The organism is Rhodobacteraceae bacterium Araon29 (assembly GCA_039640505.1).
GTDB lineage: Bacteria > Pseudomonadota > Alphaproteobacteria > Rhodobacterales > Rhodobacteraceae > CABZJG01.
In genome coordinates this window covers 1,481,323-1,503,160 of record CP046865.1, presented here as the reverse complement: position 1 = coordinate 1,503,160, position 21,838 = coordinate 1,481,323, and the positions used below count along the sequence as shown (strand labels likewise).

The 21,838-nt window shown below is 50.2% G+C and carries 23 protein-coding genes, 2 tRNA genes and 1 pseudogene; 19 read left to right on the top strand and 7 right to left on the bottom strand.

The genetic code is table 11. The annotated features are described in order from the left end of the window. Positions 1-61 precede the first annotated feature (61 nt). A complete protein-coding gene (locus tag GN278_07040) occupies positions 62-1,405 on the bottom strand; it encodes an ATP-binding protein (GenBank protein ID XAT62583.1) in 1,344 nt (447 codons plus the stop codon). Positions 1,406-2,148: 743 nt separating this feature from the next. Between GN278_07040 and GN278_07035 the strand changes: the two genes are divergently transcribed. The 6 genes from GN278_07035 to GN278_07010 all read left to right on the top strand — a co-directional run bounded on the left by GN278_07035 (position 2,149) and on the right by GN278_07010 (position 6,672). After that, positions 2,149-3,282, top strand: a complete 1,134-nt coding sequence (locus GN278_07035) for a hypothetical protein (GenBank protein XAT60586.1) — start codon at positions 2,149-2,151, stop codon at positions 3,280-3,282. Between the two features lie 73 nt (positions 3,283-3,355). After that, on the top strand, positions 3,356-4,135 hold the full coding sequence (gene rlmB, locus GN278_07030; protein XAT60585.1) for a 23S rRNA (guanosine(2251)-2'-O)-methyltransferase RlmB: 780 nt from the start codon (positions 3,356-3,358) through the stop codon (positions 4,133-4,135). Positions 4,136-4,300: 165 nt separating this feature from the next. Beyond that, positions 4,301-5,425 (top strand): 3,4-dihydroxy-2-butanone-4-phosphate synthase, encoded by a 1,125-nt coding sequence (ribB, locus tag GN278_07025; GenBank protein XAT60584.1) that lies wholly within the window; start codon positions 4,301-4,303, stop codon positions 5,423-5,425. Next, the gene (locus GN278_07020) at positions 5,425-5,964 is read left to right on the top strand and encodes a 6,7-dimethyl-8-ribityllumazine synthase (protein ID XAT60583.1); all 540 of its coding nucleotides are present in this window, start codon (positions 5,425-5,427) and stop codon (positions 5,962-5,964) included. The genes ribB and GN278_07020 overlap by 1 nt, the downstream gene beginning before the upstream one ends. Continuing rightward, positions 5,961-6,440 (top strand): transcription antitermination factor NusB, encoded by a 480-nt coding sequence (gene nusB / locus GN278_07015; GenBank protein ID XAT60582.1) that lies wholly within the window; start codon positions 5,961-5,963, stop codon positions 6,438-6,440. The genes GN278_07020 and nusB overlap by 4 nt, the downstream gene beginning before the upstream one ends. A gap of 148 nt (positions 6,441-6,588) precedes the next feature. Then, positions 6,589-6,672: transfer RNA gene (locus tag GN278_07010), tRNA-Tyr, on the top strand. Positions 6,673-6,798: 126 nt separating this feature from the next. Here GN278_07010 and GN278_07005 read toward each other — a convergent pair. Continuing rightward, positions 6,799-7,554, bottom strand: coding sequence for a helix-turn-helix domain-containing protein (locus GN278_07005; protein ID XAT60581.1), 756 nt, complete (start codon positions 7,552-7,554; stop codon positions 6,799-6,801). 87 nt (positions 7,555-7,641) lie between these two features. Here GN278_07005 and GN278_07000 point away from each other — a divergent pair, with 87 nt between their 5' ends. From GN278_07000 to GN278_06985, 4 genes are read left to right on the top strand one after another with little or no spacing between them, the layout of a single operon-like run. After that, positions 7,642-8,991: a selenium-binding protein gene (locus tag GN278_07000; GenBank protein ID XAT60580.1), complete on the top strand. Its 1,350-nt coding sequence runs from the start codon at positions 7,642-7,644 to the stop codon at positions 8,989-8,991. Then, positions 8,991-9,356, top strand: a complete 366-nt coding sequence (locus tag GN278_06995) for a 2Fe-2S iron-sulfur cluster binding domain-containing protein (protein XAT62582.1) — start codon at positions 8,991-8,993, stop codon at positions 9,354-9,356. The genes GN278_07000 and GN278_06995 overlap by 1 nt, the downstream gene beginning before the upstream one ends. Then, positions 9,353-9,811 (top strand): CoA-binding protein, encoded by a 459-nt coding sequence (locus GN278_06990; GenBank protein ID XAT60579.1) that lies wholly within the window; start codon positions 9,353-9,355, stop codon positions 9,809-9,811. The genes GN278_06995 and GN278_06990 overlap by 4 nt, the downstream gene beginning before the upstream one ends. A gap of 2 nt (positions 9,812-9,813) precedes the next feature. After that, on the top strand, positions 9,814-10,212 hold the full coding sequence (locus tag GN278_06985) for a rhodanese-like domain-containing protein (GenBank protein XAT60578.1): 399 nt from the start codon (positions 9,814-9,816) through the stop codon (positions 10,210-10,212). Between the two features lie 5 nt (positions 10,213-10,217). Here GN278_06985 and GN278_06980 read toward each other — a convergent pair whose 3' ends face one another. Together GN278_06980 and GN278_06975 are read right to left on the bottom strand one after the other, a co-directional pair. Beyond that, positions 10,218-11,375 (bottom strand): acyl-CoA dehydrogenase, encoded by a 1,158-nt coding sequence (locus GN278_06980; protein XAT60577.1) that lies wholly within the window; start codon positions 11,373-11,375, stop codon positions 10,218-10,220. After that, positions 11,365-12,519, bottom strand: coding sequence for a CoA transferase (locus tag GN278_06975; GenBank protein ID XAT60576.1), 1,155 nt, complete (start codon positions 12,517-12,519; stop codon positions 11,365-11,367). The genes GN278_06980 and GN278_06975 overlap by 11 nt, the downstream gene beginning before the upstream one ends. Before the next feature lie 181 nt (positions 12,520-12,700). On the opposite strand from GN278_06975, the gene GN278_06970 reads away from it, so the two are divergent. Both GN278_06970 and GN278_06965 read left to right on the top strand, forming a co-directional pair. Then, positions 12,701-13,495 (top strand): enoyl-CoA hydratase, encoded by a 795-nt coding sequence (locus tag GN278_06970; GenBank protein XAT60575.1) that lies wholly within the window; start codon positions 12,701-12,703, stop codon positions 13,493-13,495. A 108-nt stretch (positions 13,496-13,603) separates the two neighbouring features. Beyond that, positions 13,604-13,690, top strand: a tRNA-Leu gene (locus GN278_06965). Positions 13,691-13,968: 278 nt separating this feature from the next. Here the strand turns inward: GN278_06965 and GN278_06960 are convergent. Continuing rightward, a pseudogene (locus GN278_06960) lies at positions 13,969-14,499 on the bottom strand (IS3 family transposase). Positions 14,500-14,584: 85 nt separating this feature from the next. Then, on the bottom strand, positions 14,585-15,496 hold the full coding sequence (locus GN278_06955) for a LysR family transcriptional regulator (protein XAT60574.1): 912 nt from the start codon (positions 15,494-15,496) through the stop codon (positions 14,585-14,587). A gap of 278 nt (positions 15,497-15,774) precedes the next feature. On the opposite strand from GN278_06955, the gene GN278_06950 reads away from it, so the two are divergent. The 4 genes from GN278_06950 to GN278_06935 all read left to right on the top strand — a co-directional run bounded on the left by GN278_06950 (position 15,775) and on the right by GN278_06935 (position 20,083). Then, positions 15,775-16,806: a C4-dicarboxylate ABC transporter substrate-binding protein gene (locus GN278_06950; protein XAT62581.1), complete on the top strand. Its 1,032-nt coding sequence runs from the start codon at positions 15,775-15,777 to the stop codon at positions 16,804-16,806. A gap of 76 nt (positions 16,807-16,882) precedes the next feature. Continuing rightward, on the top strand, positions 16,883-17,518 hold the full coding sequence (locus GN278_06945; protein XAT60573.1) for a TRAP transporter small permease subunit: 636 nt from the start codon (positions 16,883-16,885) through the stop codon (positions 17,516-17,518). A gap of 11 nt (positions 17,519-17,529) precedes the next feature. Beyond that, positions 17,530-18,879 (top strand): TRAP transporter large permease subunit, encoded by a 1,350-nt coding sequence (locus GN278_06940; GenBank protein XAT62580.1) that lies wholly within the window; start codon positions 17,530-17,532, stop codon positions 18,877-18,879. Positions 18,880-18,916: 37 nt separating this feature from the next. Next, positions 18,917-20,083: a CoA transferase gene (locus GN278_06935; protein XAT60572.1), complete on the top strand. Its 1,167-nt coding sequence runs from the start codon at positions 18,917-18,919 to the stop codon at positions 20,081-20,083. Positions 20,084-20,189: 106 nt separating this feature from the next. Here the strand turns inward: GN278_06935 and GN278_06930 are convergent, their stop codons facing one another. Continuing rightward, positions 20,190-20,384 (bottom strand): hypothetical protein, encoded by a 195-nt coding sequence (locus tag GN278_06930; GenBank protein XAT60571.1) that lies wholly within the window; start codon positions 20,382-20,384, stop codon positions 20,190-20,192. 79 nt (positions 20,385-20,463) lie between these two features. Here GN278_06930 and GN278_06925 point away from each other — a divergent pair, with 79 nt between their 5' ends. The 3 genes from GN278_06925 to GN278_06915 all read left to right on the top strand — a co-directional run bounded on the left by GN278_06925 (position 20,464) and on the right by GN278_06915 (position 21,222). After that, positions 20,464-20,607, top strand: a complete 144-nt coding sequence (locus tag GN278_06925) for a hypothetical protein (GenBank protein ID XAT60570.1) — start codon at positions 20,464-20,466, stop codon at positions 20,605-20,607. A 327-nt stretch (positions 20,608-20,934) separates the two neighbouring features. Beyond that, complete coding sequence (locus GN278_06920; GenBank protein ID XAT60569.1) at positions 20,935-21,111, top strand: hypothetical protein; 177 nt, start codon at positions 20,935-20,937, stop codon at positions 21,109-21,111. A 12-nt stretch (positions 21,112-21,123) separates the two neighbouring features. Continuing rightward, a complete protein-coding gene (locus tag GN278_06915; protein XAT62579.1) occupies positions 21,124-21,222 on the top strand; it encodes a hypothetical protein in 99 nt (32 codons plus the stop codon). The last annotated feature ends 616 nt before the right edge of the window (positions 21,223-21,838 follow it).

Below are 21,838 nucleotides of genomic sequence, written 5' to 3'. Positions count from 1 at the left end.
AATAATCAGAAAATGATTAAGCCCAGGCTAGGGCACCGTACGCTCGGTGTTGCGTCAAATCCTAAAGAACCCGCAAACTGGGCGGCTGTGCTTGTGCCGCAGGGTCCAGCAGAAGATCACTAAGTGCCCAAACAAGGGCATCCACCCTGTCAGGGCTGCCAGATCCGTGGTAGCCCTGCGCAGTCATCTGGGACATTTGCTCTTCTAGTTTGTCCAATCCTTTTGCGTGATACACCTTGCCCTGCTCGTAAAGCGCAGCGACAGGTTCGGCTCTGGCGGCTTTGCCCCGCCCAGCACGCACAGCGCGATAAGGCACCATTGGGGCAACCTGACGCACAACTGTTTCGACCAAATCGCCCCCCTGGTTAACCTCGGCAACCAACCGCTCTGCACCCCACCGATCCAAAGCGGCAACAGCCGCAGTTGCCCATTTCGTCGGGCTGCTGCCCGAAATCGTCGCATCAGCTAACACATATGCGCGCCAGTCCTGCATAGGTCCGCTGGTGACAGCGCCCGCGACGATAATTCCGCAATCATCGGACTTGCTATGACCCGTGACTGGCGGATCAATGGCAACAATCACCCGGTCCAGTTCAGGCACGATATCAACCTGAGCTACGCTCAGCATTTTTTCGGTCCAAAGCCCGCCCTCGATGCCCTCAATAAGAAGCCCATCAAGCTCTTGTCGGCCCAGGCGCGTACCAGCATATCGCGCGTGAACTTCTGCAAGAAAACTATCCGCCAAATTTGCTTGGTTAGCAGCGGTAGGAGCGTGGGTTTTCACCGTGCTAGAGTGGCCAAGAATTGTTTTCAAAACTCCGACATTCCTCGGGGTTGTGGTCACGCATTGACGGGGCTCATCCCCCAACCGAAGCGCAAACTGCAAATTATCCCAAGCCGCCTGCCCCTGCTTCCACTTGGCCAGTTCATCACACCATGCTGCATCAAATTGCGGTCCTCGCAGAGCCTCTGGATCATGAGCGGAAAAGACGGTTGCGGTTGCACCGTTTGGCCACAACAATCGCTTTCGAGCGGCTTGCCAAACGGGCCTGCGGTCTGGTGGGCTACAGGCCAGAATACCGCTTTCACCAAACACCATAACATCTCGCGCTTGCTCTAACGTATCAGCAACCAATGCCATCCTACGCGCCTTACCATCCATAAGCGGGGTTGCGCCTTCAACTTGATGACGCACCCATTCTGCACCAGCCCGCGTTTTGCCAGCGCCTCGCCCCCCCATGATTACCCATGTACGCCAAGCACCAGATGGTGAAACCTGATGGGGCAAGGCCCAGAACTCGAACAAATACGGAAGCGCGAAAAGCTCTGAGACACTCAGCTCATTTAGAAATTTGTCCTTCACGGCAACATCTGCGGAGGCGATCCAAGCGGCACCCGATACCAGCCCGTGCTGCGGCAAGGTCGAGGTTGTTTCCAAAATGATTTCCTGAGGCAACTTTTTGAGATTCTGCACGTATTTTCTCCGCTTCATTTGCCCACCTAATCCATAATTTTAGGTTCAAAAATAGATCTCGGGCTTGGGTTTCATCTGCATAGTTTCTTGCGCGCACTTGGGCTTCTAATGCCTCAACTTGCTGCACAAAACTGCTTAAGGCCGCATCAAGACGGCGTCGGATGCAATCTTTCGATAGTGGCTCACTTTCGGAGGAGTTTAGGATCATGGTCACTCTGATAATTGGGTCGATGATCCTCCGCCTAACCGAAACCATATGGCACTAAATGAATAGTTTAGCCCCACACAGCATTCGCCCAGCATTTTTCAACCTATAATTGTTCTTGAGGTCAAAGTCAATTTGATTTGAAATGTGCAACGTTCTTTTTATTAACTATTTCATAATGTTATAATATTTTTCCGATGTAGTAACTAAGGTCATTTCTTTCATTTTAAACGCTGCTCACGCCAACCCATCACCCTTAGAGACAACTAATTTCCTCTAAGCACCCATATTTTGAGAGGATCAAACCGGTAGGGTTAACTTGTTTTATGATGCAAAAAATACCGTTTTGGTTGCAAATCAATAACCTTTGTTTGCATCCGGTAAATCGCAATATTATCGCTTGCCCTGCCATGGAAACTCTGCGATGTTATCCGAATTAACATAAAGCGTTAAATTATAGGAAAAATCAATGTTACGGAAATTAATTATTACGCTCTGCGTCTTTTTTGGCGTAGCGCACGTGGCTATTGCGCAGGAAAATACTGACGATGCCAGCTTCATTTGGGCCAATGACTTTTTTGCAACGGGGAACACAGTTATTGCCAAAGCTCAAAACCTAAACGATGTGTTCTTGGCTGGGGATACGGTTGAAACCAAATCAAGTTTGCAAGGATCCGCGCATATGGCCGGCCGTATGGTGACCATAGACGCGCCGGTCGAAGGCAATCTATATGCATTGGGTCAAACAATTTATGTCAACGCGCCAATAAATGGTAGCTTGTCAGCAGCCGCGCAAACAGTCTCTCTGGATGCGGCACTGGCCGGCAATTTACGCGCTGTGGCGCAAACAGTTTACCTAAATCAGCCCATTTCTGGCTCTGTGCTTTTGGCGGCAGACAGCGTGGTTATAGCGACCCACATCGCAGGTGATCTAAAAATCTTTTCCGATGATGTACGGTTTACGGATGCCGCGAAAATCGACGGAAAATTAGAAATCTCAACAGCGAATATAAACGCGCTTGAAGGTTCAGACAACACACCCAATCAAATTGAACTCATAGTTGGCAACCATTTAGAGGATGATCCAGATTACGAACCACGGGGGCCATTAGAGTGGCTCATTGAGGCGCTTCAAGACATTGCTTTAACCACAGCTTTTATTGGAATTCTTGCCGTGATTTTCCCAAATTGGATGTCCTATACAGCCGGTACAGTCGTGCAAGCGCCTTTCGCGTCGCTTTGGTCCGGCATGCTGTCACTCGCCGTTATTCTCGGGCTGATGCTGGTGCTTGTTCTGACAATCATCGGAGCGCTTACGCTTCCGTTGTTTTTGATTTTTGGCTTTGTTGTATTTTGGCTTGGCTATTTGGTCGCGACCTTTGGCATAGGAGTGTATGTGCTGGAAAAATTCGGTAGCTTCGACGGCAGCCGTGTTTTAGAGCGGATTATAGCAGCATTGATTGGCGCAGTTGTTGTGTTTGGACTAAGTATGATCCCATTCATAGGCTTTTTCGCCTGTCTTGCTCTTGGCTTTGCCGGCTTGGGGGTTGTGATCTGGCCGTTCATCAGCCGTAAACTGCCTTTGGGACCGACATTAAGCTAAGCATTCCTATGGTTTGCCGGTTCAGGATGTGATAGCGACTGCATCCAAGTTTCCGGCAAATCAAAGGCACAAGATGAAAAAGCCCAACTGGGTCATTGAAAAAGAACAATCCAAAAAAGCAGCCAAACAGGAAACTGTTTGGCTGTTTGGCCTGCACGCTGTGCGAGATGCCTTGCTAAATGACCGGCGGACACGATTGCGTCTTATTGTAACTAAAAATGCTGCTGAGAAACTTGCCTCAGCAATCGAGGCATCCGGAATGCAGCCCGAAATTAGCGACCCACGCAAATTTTCTGCACCGCTGGATCCTGGATCGGTACATCAAGGTGCCGCGCTTGAGGTCAAACCGCTGAACTGGGGAACGTTAGAAGATGTTGCGCTGGCTAGCGGGCAAGCTGCGCCTCGGCTTGTGCTGCTCGACCAAGTCACAGACCCGCACAATGTCGGCGCAATCTTACGTTCGGCCGAAGTGTTTGGGGCAAACGCTGTGATAGGCACGCAGCGCCACAGTGCGCCCGAAACCGGAGCACTGGCAAAAACCGCAAGTGGTGCACTGGAACGTCAGCCTTATCTTCGTCTGCGAAATTTGGCCGATACCATCCTTCAATTACAATCGATGGGCTATCTTGTTTTTGGATTGGATGGCACGGCAGAAACAACCATTGAAGCCGCTCTGAGCGACCGCCGTGATCGGCCGGTTGCTCTAGTTTTAGGCGCCGAAGGGCCAGGATTGCGGCAACGCACAAAAGAAACGGTTGATGGCTTGGTGCGGATTGACTTTGCGGCCAATTTTGGATCGCTTAATGTCTCAAACGCAGCGGCAGTCGCGCTTTATGCTGCGCGGCCAATATAGGTCAGGTTTCATGGAAGTTTGGTTTGAGAAAAAATTGAAATATATACTCGCTAGCGCATGTGGTTTTTGCAAAAGATTTGACGGGTTTGTGATTATCACCCAAAAAGCGCTCTGGTAAAACCAAATCAGAGCCTCTAAGGGAAGCTCTTAGATACGGAGATAAACATGAGTGAAGAGGCTACAGGTGAGATGACCCCTGACTATCACAATGCCGTCTCTTCGATAGAAGAGATCATTGAAGATGCGCGCAACGGAAAAATGTTTATCTTGGTCGATCACGAAGATCGTGAAAACGAAGGTGATCTGGTCATCCCCGCGCAAATGGCGACCCCGGACGCGATTAACTTCATGGCAACACATGGCCGCGGGCTCATTTGCTTGACCTTAACCAGTGAGCGCATTGACCAATTAGGCCTGCAATTGATGAGCACGCATAATTCATCGCGCCACGAAACTGCGTTCACCATTTCCATTGAAGCGCGCGAGGGTGTCACCACGGGGATATCGGCACATGATCGTGCGCGCACCATATCGGTTGCCATTGATGCCTCAAAAACTGGCACCGACATAGCGACACCAGGGCATGTTTTTCCGCTGCGCGCGCGCAACGGCGGCGTTTTGGTCCGCGCTGGCCATACCGAAGCGGCGGTCGATGTAAGCCGGCTTGCCGGATTAAATCCTTCAGGTGTTATTTGTGAGATTATGAACGAAGATGGCACAATGTCTCGCCTTCCCGAGCTGGTGTCCTTTGCCCAAAAACATGGCTTGAAAATTGGCACCATTGCCGATCTTATCGCCTATCGGCGCCGGCATGATAATTTGGTTCGGGTGCAAGCCCAAAAAACCATCACCTCTGAGTTTGGTGGTGACTGGTTGATGCGGGTTTACGTCGATGAAACCCATGGCGATGAACATATTGTTTTGTCCAAAGGTGATATTTCAACCGACGAGCCTGTTTTGGTACGCATGCACGCGATGGATCCACTACTAGACATTGTGGGTGTCGGACCTGATGGCCGCGCAGCAGAGTTTGCCGATGCGATGCATACAGTCGCCCAGGAAGAACGCGGCGTTGTTGTACTGCTGCGCGATACCTCGATGAAAGTAGAAGACAGTGATGCCGTTTCCCCTAAAACACTGCGGCAATACGGATTGGGCGCGCAGATTTTGTCCTCTTTGGGGCTCTCAAAGCTTGAGCTGTTGACCAATTCCCCAACACCCAAGGTCGTTGGGCTGGAAGCGTACGGTTTGGAAATAATCGGCACCCGCAAAATTTTGGAGAAAAAATAATGGCTGGCTCGGAAACGCATTATACCCTTCCCCGCCCAGCTTTGGAAAAGCCGCTAAAACTTTTGCTGGTTGTGGCGCCTTACTACAAAGATATTGCAGATAAGCTGATCGCAGGAGCGACATCTGAAATCACAGCAGCCGGAGGCATTTACGAGGTCGCAGAAGTGCCAGGCGCGCTTGAAATCCCCACCGCCATTGGCATTGCTGAGCGGCTAAAAAGCTATGACGGCTTTGTGGCGCTCGGCTGCGTTATCCGCGGTGAGACAACCCATTACGACACTGTTTGCAATGATAGCTCGCGCGCCCTTACGCTATTGGGTCTACAGGGTTTGTGCATTGGAAATGGCATATTGACGGTTGAAAACCGAACGCAGGCAGAGGTGCGCGCTGACCCCGAAAATCAAAATAAAGGCGGCGGCGCAGCAGCTGCTGCCCTACATCTGATTGCCCTCTCTCGTAAGTGGGGCGCTGAGCGCAAAGGGGTCGGCTTTAAACCTGTGTCAGATGAATTACAGATAGCAAGCGATAGTAGTTCATGACCAACAGACCTAGCCTTTCTGGCAACCAAAAACGCAAAATGAAATCGGCGAGCCGCCTTTATGCCGTGCAAGCCTTGTTTCAGATGGAACATTCTGATCAAACCTCGGATGCCGTCTGCGAAGAATTCCTAGACCACCGTTTTGGTGCCGATTACGATGGCGCTCAATTTGCCGAGGGTGATGTGGATCTTTTTCGCCAAACCATCGCAAATGCGGTGGAAAATCAAGCCCAAATTGATCAGCTGACCGATCGGGCTTTGGTTGCCAAATGGCCCTTGGGACGCATTGATCCAACCTTACGGGCCTTGTTCCGCGCGGCAGGAGCAGAAATGGTCTCAAGAGATGTCCCTCCGAAAGTTGTCATTTCCGAATATGTTGATCTTGCCAACGCGTTTTTTCCTGAGGGCAAAGAGGCAAAGTTTGTCAACGCCGTTTTAGATCACATGGCGCATGACGCCCTGCCCGATAGCTTCTAAATCCGCGCTGCCGTTTCTACACAGCTTGGAATTTGATTTTTGGTTTTTAAAACCAAGGTTCAATCACCTCATAAATTTGGCAATTTTCTGTTGACGCCGCCAAAAGCCGATTGTAAGCACCGCCTCACGCTCTTAGCAAAAGAGCAGTGGGCGACAGGCCGCAAGGTGTGGCAGGGGACTGTAACTCCCTCGCGGAGACGCACGCTTGGTTCGATTCCAAGGTCGCCCACCACTTTCTTACTTTACCCCACTATGATTTTTAGAATGGTCTTTTTATGGCAAGGCCCATTACTCAAACGTTCAGGATACTTGATACTTCAAAGGCAAAGCCGGCAACTTTTGCTCTTAGGCGAAAGTATTAGGCGCGTGCAGTTCCATGCAGCATTAAAACCTGAGACACGGTTTGGCTAATGCTTTGCAAAGCGCCGCCAATCTCAGCCCTACGCTCTTGGGTGAACCGCCGCACTGGCCCTGTGGCGCCAATGCTAAAGGTGGGGCCAATGGCGCCGATTTGAACGGGTGCAGCCACCGAGCAAACGCCCACTTCAATCTCTTCAACGCATTCGGCATAGCCTTCGGTACGTATGCTATCAAACTCGCGGCGCAGCGCCTGCGGATCATTTTTTGTTTTTTTGGTGAAGGACCGCATTGGCCCGGCCAAAATATCATCGCGAAACCCGTCTTTGGCATAGGCTGCGATCACCTTAGAACACGAACAGGCATGCATGGGCCGAAATCCAAGACCGGGATGAATAAACGAGCGTTTGGCATCCTTGGGCACTTCGACATGAATGATTTCCACACCTTTATTGCGAAGCCGTGACAGAAATATCGCCTCTCCGAACTGATCTGCGGCCTCTTGCAATGTCGGTGCGGCAGCAACGCAAATATCAGCATCAGGCTGGGCAAGAAACGCTAGGCGAACCATCCGTTCGCCAACTAAAAACCGCCCCGTTTCAGGTTCGTCCAACAAGCGCTGTGCGGTCATTGTCTGCAAGAGCCGATAGCAGGTTGGGCGTGGCAAATCAGTGAGGTTCTGAACTTCAAGTGCCGAAACAGGCCGGCCTGTTGTTGCCACTGCTTCAAGTATTTTCATCACACGATCAAGATGCACAATAATCTCACTTTACAGACATTTGTCTCATATAATAAGATACCCATGAAAAAGTCAAATAAAGCGAATCTTAAGGGAGGCTCAGTTATGGAATGTTGTGGACCGGGGTATGCATCACCGGCTGAGGCGATGCAGGCTCCAAAAGAAAAGCTGCTCTATACGATTGCAATTTATACTGGAACCGGCATTCAAAAGCCTGATTATCTTGCCACTGTTGATGTTGATCCCCACAGCTCAACTTACTCTGAAGTAATCCACCGGCTGGAAATGCCGGGCATTGGTGACGAGTTGCACCATATGGGTTGGAATGCCTGTTCATCTTGCCATGATGATAGCAGTATGGCGCGTAAATATCTGCTTCTTCCTGGGGTGCGGTCAAATAATATCCATGTTGTTGATACGGCTACTGATCCGCGTGCACCGCGTCTGCACAAAGTGATCGACGGGGCAGAGATTAAATCCAAAACAGATCTGAGTGGCCCCCACACGGTGCATTGCCTTGGCTCGGAAATAATCATTTCATTTCTAGGCAATGCCAAAGGCGAAGCTCCGGGTGGCTATTTGCAGCTGAATAAGGATTTCGAAATCGTCGGCCGGTGGGAAAACTCCATGGGCGATATAAAATTCGGTTATGATTTTTGGTATCAACCGCGCCATAATGTGATGGTCAGCTCGGAATGGGCTGCCCCGAACACTTTCATGCCGGGCTTTGATTTGGAAGAAGTTGGCCACCTAAAATATGGCCGCGAGCTGCATTTTTGGGATTTTGAGAAAAAAGAACCCATTGAAACCATGTATCTTGGGGAAGATGGCCTGATCCCGCTTGAAGTGAAATTCCACCATGATCCAGACAGTACCCATGGGTTTTGCGGCGCAGCACTTAGCTCAAACGTCATTCATTGGTGGAAAAATGATGCTGGAAAGTGGGAATGGGAAAAAATAATCGATGTTGGCAATGAACCGCATCCAGAATGGCCTATTCCAGTGCCCGGCGTGATGTCAGCAATCCTTGTGTCGATGGATGACAAATATCTTTACCTCAATAATTGGCTGCATGGTGATATGCGCCAGTATGATATTAGCGACCCGCACAACCCGGTGCTGACAGGCCAGGTCTGGATGGGCGGATTGCTGGGCAAAGCGCCCGAGGTGAACGGTGTGAAAATGGCCGGCGGGCCGCAAATGTTCCAGCTTAGCCTTGATGGCAAACGGCTTTATGTAACCACCTCTTTGTTTTCCACATGGGACAACCAATTCTATCCCGAAATTCGCGAGCAGGGCGGCGTGATGGTGATGATTGATTGTGATCCGGTAAATGGTGGCATGACGCTTAATCCGGATTTTATCGTCGATTTTGGCCAAGAGCCTAATGGCCCAAGCCGCTGCCATGAAGCCCGCTATCCGGGCGGCGACTGTACAAGCGACATCTGGCTATGATGCATACCATTACGATCGCCAACAGGGACGGTGCAGCCTATAAGGTTGATCCACGCAAACCTTTGCTGGATAGTCTGCGGGATCAAGGCGTTGATTTGCCTTATGGGTGCAAATATGGCGGCTGCATTACCTGCGCGGCCAAACTGACAGCTGGCCAAGTAGATCAGCGCCGTCAAGTCGCACTTAACAACCGTCAGCTTAATGATGGCTATGTGATTTTATGCGTTGCGCGACCGCGAGGTGACTGCACGTTGGAAATCGGTGTTGAAAGCCATGACAAGCTTTATCGTAATCCATTTTTGGACCCCCTTGCCCCTCATGAGCTTAAAGCGGATATCGCCGCACCGCAGGAGACAAATCAATGAGTTATATGAACCATGATGAGCCCTATAGCGATAGCTATCTACAGAGCATTTTAAAGTCAGTGAAAACTATAGCTATGGTCGGTGCTAGTCCGGATAAAACCAAGTTCAGCTATGGAGTTTTGCGCGTGTTGCACGAAACCGGATATGAAATGATCCCTGTCAACCCGCGCCCGGATGTCACCGAAATCCGTGGCTTAAAGGTTTTTAATTCACTGGCTGAAATAGACCGGCCCGTGGATATGGTGGAAGTGTTCCGCCGACCTGAAGATTTGCTCGGCATTGCCCAAGAAGCCGTCGCCATTGGCGCCAAGATTCTGTGGGGCCAAATTGGCGTACGCAATGATGAAGCTGCCCGTCTAGCCGAAGACGCAGGCCTGCAGGTGGTGATGGACCGCTGCCCAAAGATTGAACTTTTTCGCCCATTTTGGAAACCAAAACTACATCTAGGAATATAGCAATGGCTCAAACAATCACAAAAGGCGTCAAAGCGCTCTTGGCCGAAGCAAACAAAGTGGTCACAACCGTCTCCATTGAAGAGGCGCAAGCCCTTTTGGACAGCCCAGACCATGTTTTTGTCGATCTGCGCGATATTCGCGAATTAAAGCGCAGCGGCAAAATCCCCGGTGCTTTTTCATGCCCACGCGGAATGCTAGAGTTTTGGATTGATCCGGACAGCCCCTACCATAAAGAGATATTCAATCAGGACAAAACCTATCTGTTTTACTGTGCCAGCGCGTGGCGTTCGGCCCTAAGCGCCCAAGTTGCTATGGAAATGGGGCTTACCCCTGTTGCGCATATTGCAGGCGGATTTAGCGCTTGGCTTAAGGCCGACGCCCCAATCGAAGAGCTGGAATAACCAAGCTAATATGATCGGGGCATGTCCAGCACGTGCTCGGAGATGTAACTTAAAATAAGGTTGGTCGAAATCGGCGCCACCTGATAGAGACGTGCTTCGCGAAATTTGCGCTCGACATCGTATTCTTCCGCAAAGCCAAACCCGCCATGGGTTTGTACACAGGCCTCTGCCGCCGCCCATTGTGCATCTGCGGCCAAAAGCTTTGCCAAATTGGCTTCTTCACCCGGATTGCCGCCCGCTTCATAAAGCGCAATCGCTTGTTTTAGCATCAGCTCTGCTGCACGCATTTGTGAATAGGCGCGGGCAATCGGAAATTGCACCCCTTGGTTTTGCCCAATCGGCCGATCAAACACTGTTCTGTCACTGGCATAGTGAGAGGCTTTTTCGATAAACCACTTTGCATCCCCGATACATTCAGCGGCAATCAAGATACGTTCGGCATTCATCCCCGATAGAATATAGCGAAACCCCTGCCCTTCTTCGCCGATTAAGTTCGCCGCTGGAACCGGCATTTCATCAAAGAAAAGCTCGGTTGTGGCATGGTTCATCATTGTTCGAATGGGCCTAATGGTTAGAGAGGTACCAAGCGCATCCCGCATATCTACCAAAAACACAGACAGACCTTGGGTTTTTTTGGTCACTTGATCGCGCGGAGTGGTGCGCGCCAAAAGCACCAAAAGATCCGAATATTCCGCCCGGCTTGTCCAAATTTTCTGGCCATTGATCAAATAGGTTCCCCCCTCACGCCGCGCTGTACACTTTAGCGATGTAGTATCCGTACCACTGCTGGGTTCGGTCACGCCAAAGGCCTGCAATCTAAGAGCGCCGCTGGCAACATCCGGCAGGTACTGCGCCTTTTGCGTTTCCGATCCATGCCGAAGAAGAGTGCCCATGGTATACATTTGTGCGTGGCAGGCGGCTGCATTGCCACCTGAACGGTGGATTTCTTCCAAGATTGCGGCGGCAGCTGATAAGGGCAATGACAGACCGCCAAACTTCTCGGGGATCAGGGCGGCCAAATATCCGGCGCCTGTCAATGCCGCCACAAATTCGCTGGGATAGCTATTTTCGCGATCACATTTTTGCCAATAAGTCCCGGGGAAATCAGCACAAAGCTTACTGACTGCGTGACGAATTTCAGGATGATCCAGTTCATAGTTCATCTTGATTAACCTTTGACTGTTGTGGGGCAAATTCTTGGCGTATCGCATCCCCGTGCTCATCGAGCATTGGCACAATTTTAACTGCTACCGGCTCGCTAGAAACTGGCAAGGCCGCCATTGTGATCTCGGCGCTGCCAAATGAAGCCACTGAATTTTTCAAACAGGGATGCGCCGAAAGATCCGCCACAGAATTCAGTGTGGCATTGGCAATGCCTGCGGCATCTAAACGTTCGGCAACGGAATTGGCAGAAAACTGGGAAAAACATTGCGTGACAATTGCATCAAGCTCTTCGCGGTTGGTGTATCGGGCCGGATTATCCGCAAATTTTGGATTTTTTGCCAACTCGGGTCGTCCGAGAACCTGATCGCAAAACATGAAAAATTCACGGTCGCTTTGGATCGCCAATAAGACCTGCTGATCATCAGTGCAAACAAAGGCTCCATAGGGGGCAATAAAGGAATGTTTTAGCCCCATCCGGTCCGGCGCGCTGCCCATATAGCGGTGGGCCAGCAGCGGCATATTCATCCAATCAGCCATCACATCAAACATGGAAATAGATAAATCAACGCCTTGCCCGGTGCGCCCACGCTGGATCAATGCACGCAAAATTGCCGAAAAAGCGGTCAACCCTGTGGAAATATCAGTAACTGATATGCCGACTCTGGCCGGAGCCTCTGGGCTGCCCGTGACCGCACACATGCCGGTTTCAGCCTGTACCAGAAAGTCATATGCCTTTTTCTGCGCCGCAGGCCCGCTTTCGCCATATCCAGAAATGCGGCAGGTGATCAATCCGGGGGTCTTTTGTCGAAGGGCCCCGCCGTTTAACCCCAAGCGGTCCATTGCACCGGGCGCAAGATTGCTGAGTAAAATATCCGCACGCGCGATCATTTCCTGCAGAACCGCGAAGTCTTTTGCATCTTTTAGATCTAAACACAGCGCTTCCTTGCCCCGGTTAAGCCAGGCAAAGATCGCACTTTGGCCTTCTGCGCCTTTGTCATACCCTCGCGCGAAATCCCCCTCTGGCCGCTCAACCTTGATCACACGGGCCCCCGCATCGGCCAACAGCATTCCGCAATAAGGCGCGGCAACAGCGTGTTCCAAAGACACAACGAATATGCCCTCTAGTTCTTTATCAAGTGCCATAACGCTTCACCTAAAACTTTACTATCTTTCAAATCTATACAGGTGGAATGATCCAGCACAAACTTGATTTAATGGCCTGCAGCCTATTACCACCATTGGCAAATGAAGCTTGGCATGGCTTTGATCTAGCCCTACTATCATTTTGGAAAACCAACAACAAAATGCAAAAAGAGGCCTTATAATGTCTACCCCATATGACACACTCTTGCTGCAAGAGCCCTCAAAGCATGTCTTGCTGGTTACGCTTAACCGGCCAGAGGCGGCAAATGCCTTTAATACCGTTATGGCAGGTGAGCTTTATGATTTATTTGAAACTTTAGCATTAAAACCAAAAGAGATCAGGACGGTAGTCATGACCGGCTCCGGCGATCGGGCTTTTTGTGCTGGCGGCGACTTAAAAGAGCGTAATGGAATGAGCGACGCCGATTGGCAAGCGCAGCATCTGGTTTATGAACGCATGGTGCGCGCCATCATTGCCTGCCCTCTGCCTGTCATAGGCGCGATTAACGGCGCGGCCTATGGCGGCGGCTGTGAATTGGCGGCGGCCCTGGATTTTGTCTATGTGTCAAAAACCGCTCGTTTTGCACAGACCGAGGTGCGCATCGGCATTATTCCCGGCGCCGGCGGCACGCAATCCTTATCTCGGGCGGTTGGCGAACGCCGGGCCAAAGAACTTATATTATCAGGTCGGGTATTTGACGCGCAAGAAGCCCTTGAGTGGGGGTTGGCAAATGCAATTTGCCCACCGCAAGAATTACTGCCAACGGTCCTAACGCTGGCTGAGAACATTGCAAACAATGCCCCTATTGCCGTGCGGCAGGCCAAACAGGCCATCCATAAAGGCTTGCAGATGGGGCTTGCTGATGGTTTGGCCTTTGAAATCGAAGCCTACAACCGAACGATCTCGACCCAAGACCGCCGGGAAGGTGTGCTTGCCTTTAATGAAAAACGTGCGCCAAAATTCAAGGGCGAGTAAAGCTCGGCTCTCACGGCAAGGCCAAAAGCCTTGATTTTTTTGCAAAGCGCTCAAATTGCCACTTCACATCCCGCCCATATTTCGCTATTCCCCCCTGACCATGATCGTGCGGTCGTGGCGGAATTGGTAGACGCGCAGCGTTGAGGTCGCTGTTCTTTAACCGGAGTGGAAGTTCGAGTCTTCTCGACCGCACCATTTATCAATCAGACTACATCAGTTCACTGATAGATAACCCATTGATACCATTATTATAAATATTTTTGCCTTAGTATTCGGCTGGAGAGAGTGTTGACTAAATAACTGACCAAAAAAAGCCCCTTACACGTTTAATCGTGCGGGGTATTACTACTTCTAAAGACGTGTTCCGGCTGATCTTGTGCAGCATTATTCCTATCCTTGAATAGTTTAGGGACTGAAGACTAGGTCTGGCCAGTGTGCACCTGTCGCGTTTTCGTGCCGCTCCGAGTGCTCTTTTATGCCACTTTTCGTTCGAAGGCGACAGGGCTTTTCCAGCCTAGCGCTGGATGGCGCCTTCGTGGATTATAAAAGCCGTTTATGTAATTGAAGATTGCAATTACAGCCTCTCGTCTCGTTGGCCATGACGTTTGCCACAACAGTTCGGCCTTGATGGTTTTGAAGAAGATTTCCACGACGGCATTGTCCTAACAATTTCCAGTCCCAGACATCGACGCCTTAAGGCCGCGCTGACGTAGAATTTTCTGGCAACCATGCGAACAATATTGGATGCCCCGATCAGAATGATGAATGCACCCTTTTGGTGGTTGTCTAAAATTGATAGCCATGTCCAAAGCGCGGATCGCGAGATTGCGTTTCATTCGATTGCTGACTGCCCAGCCGATTACACGACGTGAATGCAAATCAAGAATGACGGCCAGATAAAGCCAACCTTCTTGCGTCTAAATATAGCGGATATCGCTTGCCCATTTCTGGTTCGGGCGATCCGCATGGACGTCCCCTGCCAAAAGATTGGGCACAACATTGAAATTGTCACATGAATGGAGTTCTGAACAGTGCTTACAAATAGCTTTCGCAGACTTTAGATTGCCATGCGGATAGCCAAGTGACGCCTCATGTCAATGCCTGAAAACCATCGTCGCTCACATACTGGGAAATCAGGTCCATTACTTTTTGTGCAACAGGAGTTGGTCGATATGTTGCTCGGTGCAAGAACCCAACGGTGCGGGAGATTTTTGGGTCTGTTGCGCGGACATTCTCAAGGCCGTTTACTCCGCTTCCTGTCGGGTAGGGTGCTAGGACAATGCCTGGACCAAGACCCGCTGCGGTCATGGCAAGGACTGTTTGCATCGAGTTTGGTTCAATAATCGCTTTAATGCGCATGCCGCGTTCTGCCAGTTTCTCGTCGACCAGTTGACGAACACCGGTTTGGTCTGAGACCGCCACTATTTCTTCATTGATAATCTCTGCCCATGCGATTGATGGCTTGCCAGCCAAATGGTGCGCAACCGGAAGCAATAGAGAAACCCTTTCGTCGTAAAGGGGGGTAAAATTTAATTCGGGTTCGGTCTTTGGTTTGCTGGTCAGCGCAAAATCTATCTTACCGGATATCAAATTCCTTAGGATCGCATTTGTGGTACCATCGTGAACGGCAACCTTTATCTCTGGAAAACTCCGGTGCAAGTTTTTGAACACATGCGGAAGGACATTTACGGCTGCCGAAGGAAGTGAGCCTATATTGATGGTGCCCTTTCGCAGTTCTACAAAGTCGCGCACATGGCAGACCGCTGCATCAACATCGTTGACCACCCTGACTGCCTGATGCAAAAACTCTTGCCCCATGTCGGTCAGCGATACTTTGCGAGTGCTTCGGACCAGCAACTGAGTTCCCAGTGCGGCCTCCAGCTGTTGAATCGTCAATGTAAGCGAAGGCTGCGACACTCCCACCTCGCTTGCAGCGAGGCCAAAATGCATGTGATTGGCGACCGCAACAAAGGCACGAAAGTGTTTGAAGCTAAGATTCATTATTCAGATTTTCATATTAATATGTATGTATATTTCATTTATATCTTGCGATGAGTCAAGGTATACTTGGCGGAATAAGAATCTGGCTATGACACGATCCACCGTTTTGAGACGGGCCCACCGATTCAGGTGATGTCAACGTGGATTGGGGCGAACCCGGGAGGGGCTTCAAAATGCAAATCGAATGCCAGCCCAAGCTGATTGGCGATGACCGACAGCAGGCTTTCCTGACATTATTCGGATTTCTTGGTCACGAAAATTATCAACGGAGGAAGAAAATGCGGAATTTATTTAGGAAGGTGGCGGCGGTCTCGACCGCGTTTGCGCTGATTAGTGGCGCTGCAGTTGCGGCGGATGTTGATGGCCCGGAACTAATATGGAACGTATCGCTTTGGGGCAAACCCAGAGCTTTCACCGCGGGCGCAGAGGAGCTGGCGGCGTTAGTTTCTGAAAAGACCGACGGCAACTGGGAGATCAAGTTGCACTATGGTGGCGCATTGTCGAAGGGACGCGAAAACCTCGATGGAATAGCCATTGATGCCTTTGAGGCAGCGATGATGTGCAATTTTTATCATCCAAAAAAGAACCCGGCGCTGATGTCTTTGACGATGCCGTTCCTGCCAATGGCAGATTGGGATGATAACCGGGTAATTCGCGAAACGGTCTATCAGAACCCAGCCGTCGTAGGAGAACTGGCGAACTGGAATGCGATGATTTATGTGTCTTCCTATCTGCCTCAGTACGAAGTTATGGGTCGAGGCACGCCGCCTGCAACATTGAATGATTGGAAAGGGCTGACTGTGCGTGCTGGTGGCGGCATCGGGCGCGCTATGAAGGTTATTGGAGCCACGCCGACAACGTCAACGGCGACAGAAGTTTATACCGGGATCCAGCAAGGAACCATGGACGCGGCGTCGTTCCCGTTCACCTACAGCCATGTGGCGTACAAGCTGCACGAGGTGTCGGACTGGTATACATCCAACCTGTCACCTGGCACTTCGGATTGTCCGATGGTATTCTCGATTAACGCTCACGACGCTTTACCTGATCAGTATAAACAGCTGCTGGTCGATGTGCGGGAGGATGTAATTGCGGCGCAAATCCAATCCTATATTGATATTGATGTCGTAAACATCCCGTTGCTGAAAGAGACACTGACCGAAGTTATCTATTCCGAAGAAGAATTGATCAGCTTTCGCGCAGCTGCGGGCAAGCCGGTGATTGAGGAATGGATCGCAGAAAATCAGGGTGATTTCGATGCCCGAGGGTTGATCGAGTCAATCTTTGCTGCAGTTGGGCAAACATACTGATATGTTGAAATCGTGTAGGGATGCGAAACGTCACCCCTACACGCCCGTTCCGTTGTGTGCATTGGAAAGAAAGTAAATGACTGACCGTCTTGGAAGTTTTCTTCGCGGTGTGGATCGGGTTTTTATTCCGGTTGAAAATTCACTCAACTTCATCGCGGGATTAATTGTGTTTTTCTTGATGTTTCTGGGCGTTTCGCAAATCGTTTTGCGCGTTGCCTTTGATGCCCCAATTTTTGGATATGTTGACATCGTAGAAGTCACGATGGTTGGCTTTGCCGTATTGTCGATTTCATACGTACAGCGTTTGGGCGGGCATGTTCGCATGGAGATTTTGATATCCCGATTGAAAGGGCGCGCCAACTGGATGACCGAAATTATCGGCACACTTGTCGCGATGTTTATTGTTGGCGTTTTGATTCCCTCATCCTATAACCACTTTTTTCGCGCTTATAGATTTGGCGACAGTACAATCGACATCGAACTGCCGACATGGCCAGCGAAACTGATTGTTCCGATTGCCCTGTCAGTGCTGCAACTGCGCCTTTTTATGCAATTGCTCGATTATTTGCGCCTGGCGATCAATTCCAACCTTGAGCCGATAAGCGTGCCAAAACTCAAATCTGTGGACGAGCAGGCGCAGGATGAAATTCGCGACACAGAGACTGATCCGGAACGCAAAAACATAATGACTCAAAAAGAAGGAGTGCGTTGATTTTGGTTGGGCTGGACAATTTCACAATCGGGCTGCTAGGTGTCAGCGGTTTGATCATTGCCGTGTTTTTGGGGGTGCGGGTCTATGTTGCCGCTGCACTGACCGGGTTCATCGGGCTTTGGATGATGAAGGGCTGGACCGTTGCGGCGGGCATCGCAGGAACGATCCCCCATTCAAAAACCGTAACCTATCCGCTGTCAGTGTTACCGCTTTTCATATTGATCGGATTTCTTGCATTTTACGCGGGCTTAACCACTCGCCTGTTCGAAGCCGCGCGTCGATGGTTTGGTTGGGTGCCCGGTGGCTTGGCGGTTTCAACCGTTTTCGCGACGGCAGGGTTTGCCGCTGTATCGGGGGCATCGACAGCGACAGCCGCAGTGTTTTCACGCGTTGCCATTCCAGACATGATCGCAAATGGTTATGATAGGCGTCTGACCGCTGGTGTTATCGCCGCAGGCGGCACCCTAGCATCGCTAATTCCACCTTCGGCCATTTTGGTAATCTACGCCATTATCGTAGAACAATCAGTCGGAAAATTGCTTCTGGCCGGTTTCTTGCCCGGCATTGCATCCGCCCTAATTTACGCGGTCATGATCGTGATCATGTGTAGTATAAAGCCGGATCTCGGACGCCCGATCAGAGGCTTTACTTGGCGTGAAAAGTTTGAATCCATCCCAGGAACGCTGCCAATTTTTATCGTTGTTGGCATCATTTTTGGCGCGCTTTATACGGGTACTGCAACACCCACGGAAGCATCCGCTTTGGGGGCAATGGTGGTTTTTTGCTTATACATTTATCGAGCAATCATAACGAGGCAAGTAAAGCAAATTCGAACAAACCTGTACGAAGCGACAATGGAAACTGCCAAACTTACGGTGATGATATTCACGTTGATTTGGGGCGTGTTTCTTTTTGTCCGCTTTTTGGGTTTTGCGGAATTGCCCACAGCATTTGCGGACTGGGTTGTCGGGCTTGATGCACCTCCTATGGTGATAATGATCTGTATACTTTTGTCCTATGCGATCTTGGGTATGTTCATGGACGCAATTGGTATGTTGATCTTGTCACTGCCGGTTGTTTATCCCGCCGTGATTGCGTTGGGGTTTGACCCGATCTGGTTCGGTATCATTGTAGTTAAGATGGCTGAAATCTGCCTGATCACGCCCCCCATCGGGTTAAACTGTTTTGTTGTTGCCGGTGTGTCACGCGATCTTGTGGATGACGATGGCAAGTCGCTGGAAATCCCCTTGGCGGATGTATTTCGCGGCATTGGTCCATTCTTCATCGCCGATGTTATCACTGTCGGAGTGCTTTTGGCGTTTCCACAAATCGTACTTTGGCTGCCAAACTCAATCGGATGACGCGGGCCAATCTATAAACCGCCACAGGAGGCTTTGAGTGTTCGATCTTCTTAAAGGTATTCGGGTTCTGGACCTGACCGCGGTTGTTCTGGGCCCCTTCGCGACCCAGTATCTTGGCGATCTGGGCGCAGACGTTATTAAAGTCGAGCCACCTTCAGGCGATATCTTTCGCTATGTCCGCCCCGCCCGGTCCGATGGCATGGGAGCGGGTTTTCTGAATATGAATCGCAATAAGCGGTCGATCACGCTTGATCTGAAATCTAAAGCTGATCAACTTACTTTCCAGACTTTATTGGAGGAGGCGGATGTTCTAGTTCACAACATGCGCCCTTCTGCCGCAAAACGTTTGGGACTGGACCCAGTTGAGATTTGCAAACGCTATCCATTACTCGTTTATTGTTCGTCCGCCGGCTTTTCCAGCACCTCAAGCTTTGCCGAACGTCCAGCCTATGATGACATCATTCAGGCAGCAGCGGGCGTTGCTGCTTTGAACTCAAATGACAAAGGCGAACCGCGTTTTCTGCCCACGATTATTTGCGACAAAGTCGGCGGCATGCATTTGGCGATGGCTGTTCTTGGAGGCCTTGTTCAACAGCAAAAGACCGGCAAAGGATGCCATATCGATGCGCCGATGTTCGATGGAATGATATATTTTCTGATGGCAGAACAGCTTGCTGGAGAAACCTTTGATCCAGCGGTCGGGTCGTTGGGCTACGAACGCCTTACGTCGCCCTATCGAAAGCCGTTTGCCACCAAAGACGGGTTTATCGGGGTGCTGCCCTACACAAAACAGCATTGGGTTCACTTTCTTAATTTCATTGGGCGTGAAGACCTTGCAACCGCCTCTTGGGTATTAAGCGCCCCCGACCGAAGCGAACGGATCGGCGAACTTTATGCATTAATCGAAAAGGTGGTGCCGGCACGAACATCTGGTGAATGGCTACAGATACTCGATGAGTTGGACATTCCCTGCGCACCGGTCAAATCGCTCACCGAATTACTGAACGATGAATATCTGAAAGAAATTGACCTGTTTCAGGAAGTGGATCATCCGACCGAAGGTGCCATCCGATCTACCCGCTCTCCCTTCACGATCTCTGGCTCAACCCAATTGCAGGACCTTCCGGCTCCGGGTTTGAGTGCTGAAACAGTTCCGGTGGCGTGGCGATCACGTGGTGAAGATCATCCACCGAAAGTGCCGTGAATATCCAGTTGGGGATAAGGATTAAGAACCTTTATTCTCGCAGATCTTCAACACGCGGTATTTTTTAAGACCGCAAAAAAATCTGCTATAGTCAGAGAGTTTGCCTCTACCATGACAAACGAGCGCCCCCCAATTCAACGGCAGGTTTTGACCCTTGTCTGTCATCGGTACCCGGCCCGACATCAGTCACATCCTTCGATTGCGCTGCGTTCAAATTGATTGCAATAGGCCCGCAGGCGCAGTTACCCTGCCAAATCACCCCACGGCGCTGCTGCGCAAGAGCCATAGAGCGCTTTGACATCCCACAAATTTAAAGCAGGGCAAGAGATATCATCCGCCACCCTGCGTGGTGAATAAAAAAATATCTCAGGAGATAAAAAATGTTAGACATATACGACAGCATAGAAGCGCTCGGTCTTACAGAGCATGGCGCGCAGCTGTCTATGCCGGAAGACTATACCACCCTGAAAGGCATTCAGGTGGCCTTTGGAGCTTTAGAAACTGCCCCAAGCGGTAAATGCTAAGAAGAGCATATTGAACCGCTCCTGCACGGGATTACAACCACCAGTCATCAGCGAGCAAAATATGTCACAGAAGCGACCGACAAAAATATCTGCACGATGAAGGGCCTGATCAGATGCGCCGACAGATCCGAAGTTCTCAAAACACGGATGGAGGACGCCAGCAGATCCACAGAAAACTCAAAGAGCAAAAAGACGCTTTGGTGACAATGGCACAAGGGTGCCGCGATGCGGCATTAAAAGATCACCAGCAACGGGTATATTTCACCTTCAGGCGCTCGTATCGCACCGAAAGATCACCTTACCGGAGCCGTCTATGAGGCGCAGTAAATGATCAAAGCCAATGAAGCGGCAAAGCCTGAGAAATACGCGATCAAAGGTCTCACAGTTGCGGTCGCGGGGGATCCTGAATTTATTTGCACCAAGACCGTCTGGGACACGCTTGATAGGGTCAAAAGCAGAATTGAAGATAGATACGCTCAACCTATGATCCTATTCCACACGTGAAATAGAAAAGGTATCGATCTAATCGCAGCACGTTGGGCAAAAAGCCGAAAAGTCGACCAGGTTCCATTCACACCCAATTTAAAAGCCCCTGCCCGTGCAGCCGTCTTATGAGCGCATGACCAAATGCTCGATACAGCGCACGAAGTTGCAGGAGTGGTAACCTTTAATGATCATGATTAAGAGTAGTCTCCATCTCTAAAGCCCTCCACTCCCATGCTAGGGTGCCTTAGAGATAGCATATCCTCAAAGGCAATCTGGCCTTAGAAAGCTACTGAATAACCATACTCACAGCCCACACACACTCTAGCAGTTAGCATAGTCAACACCCAACGCAGGTAGTATGCACTCAGTAGTTTGCTGTTCTAAAACCCCAACCTCAGATCATGGCTGAGTACAGTACCCCGGTATACCCCCATGGCACTGGCCCCCAGCCGATTACAGACCAGAAAACGCTTTATTGTGATGAACTGGAGTATTATAAATCTAATTATATCAGTATGTTAGAAGTAATTCAGCGCAGGGATAAGGAATAGAACTCTTCTAGACTGCACCAAAAAAACCATCAAAGAGATCGGTTTTTGTATTTTCACTACAGGATGAAGTGAGTATCCGTTCTGTTTCATGCCTAAAGTGTAATACCATATACATTCCTTAGTTGATTTTATGATCCTAGCTTAAAAAGCTTTACCAAATTCAACCAGCAAATAAGTGCTTAGTGTTGAGTTTG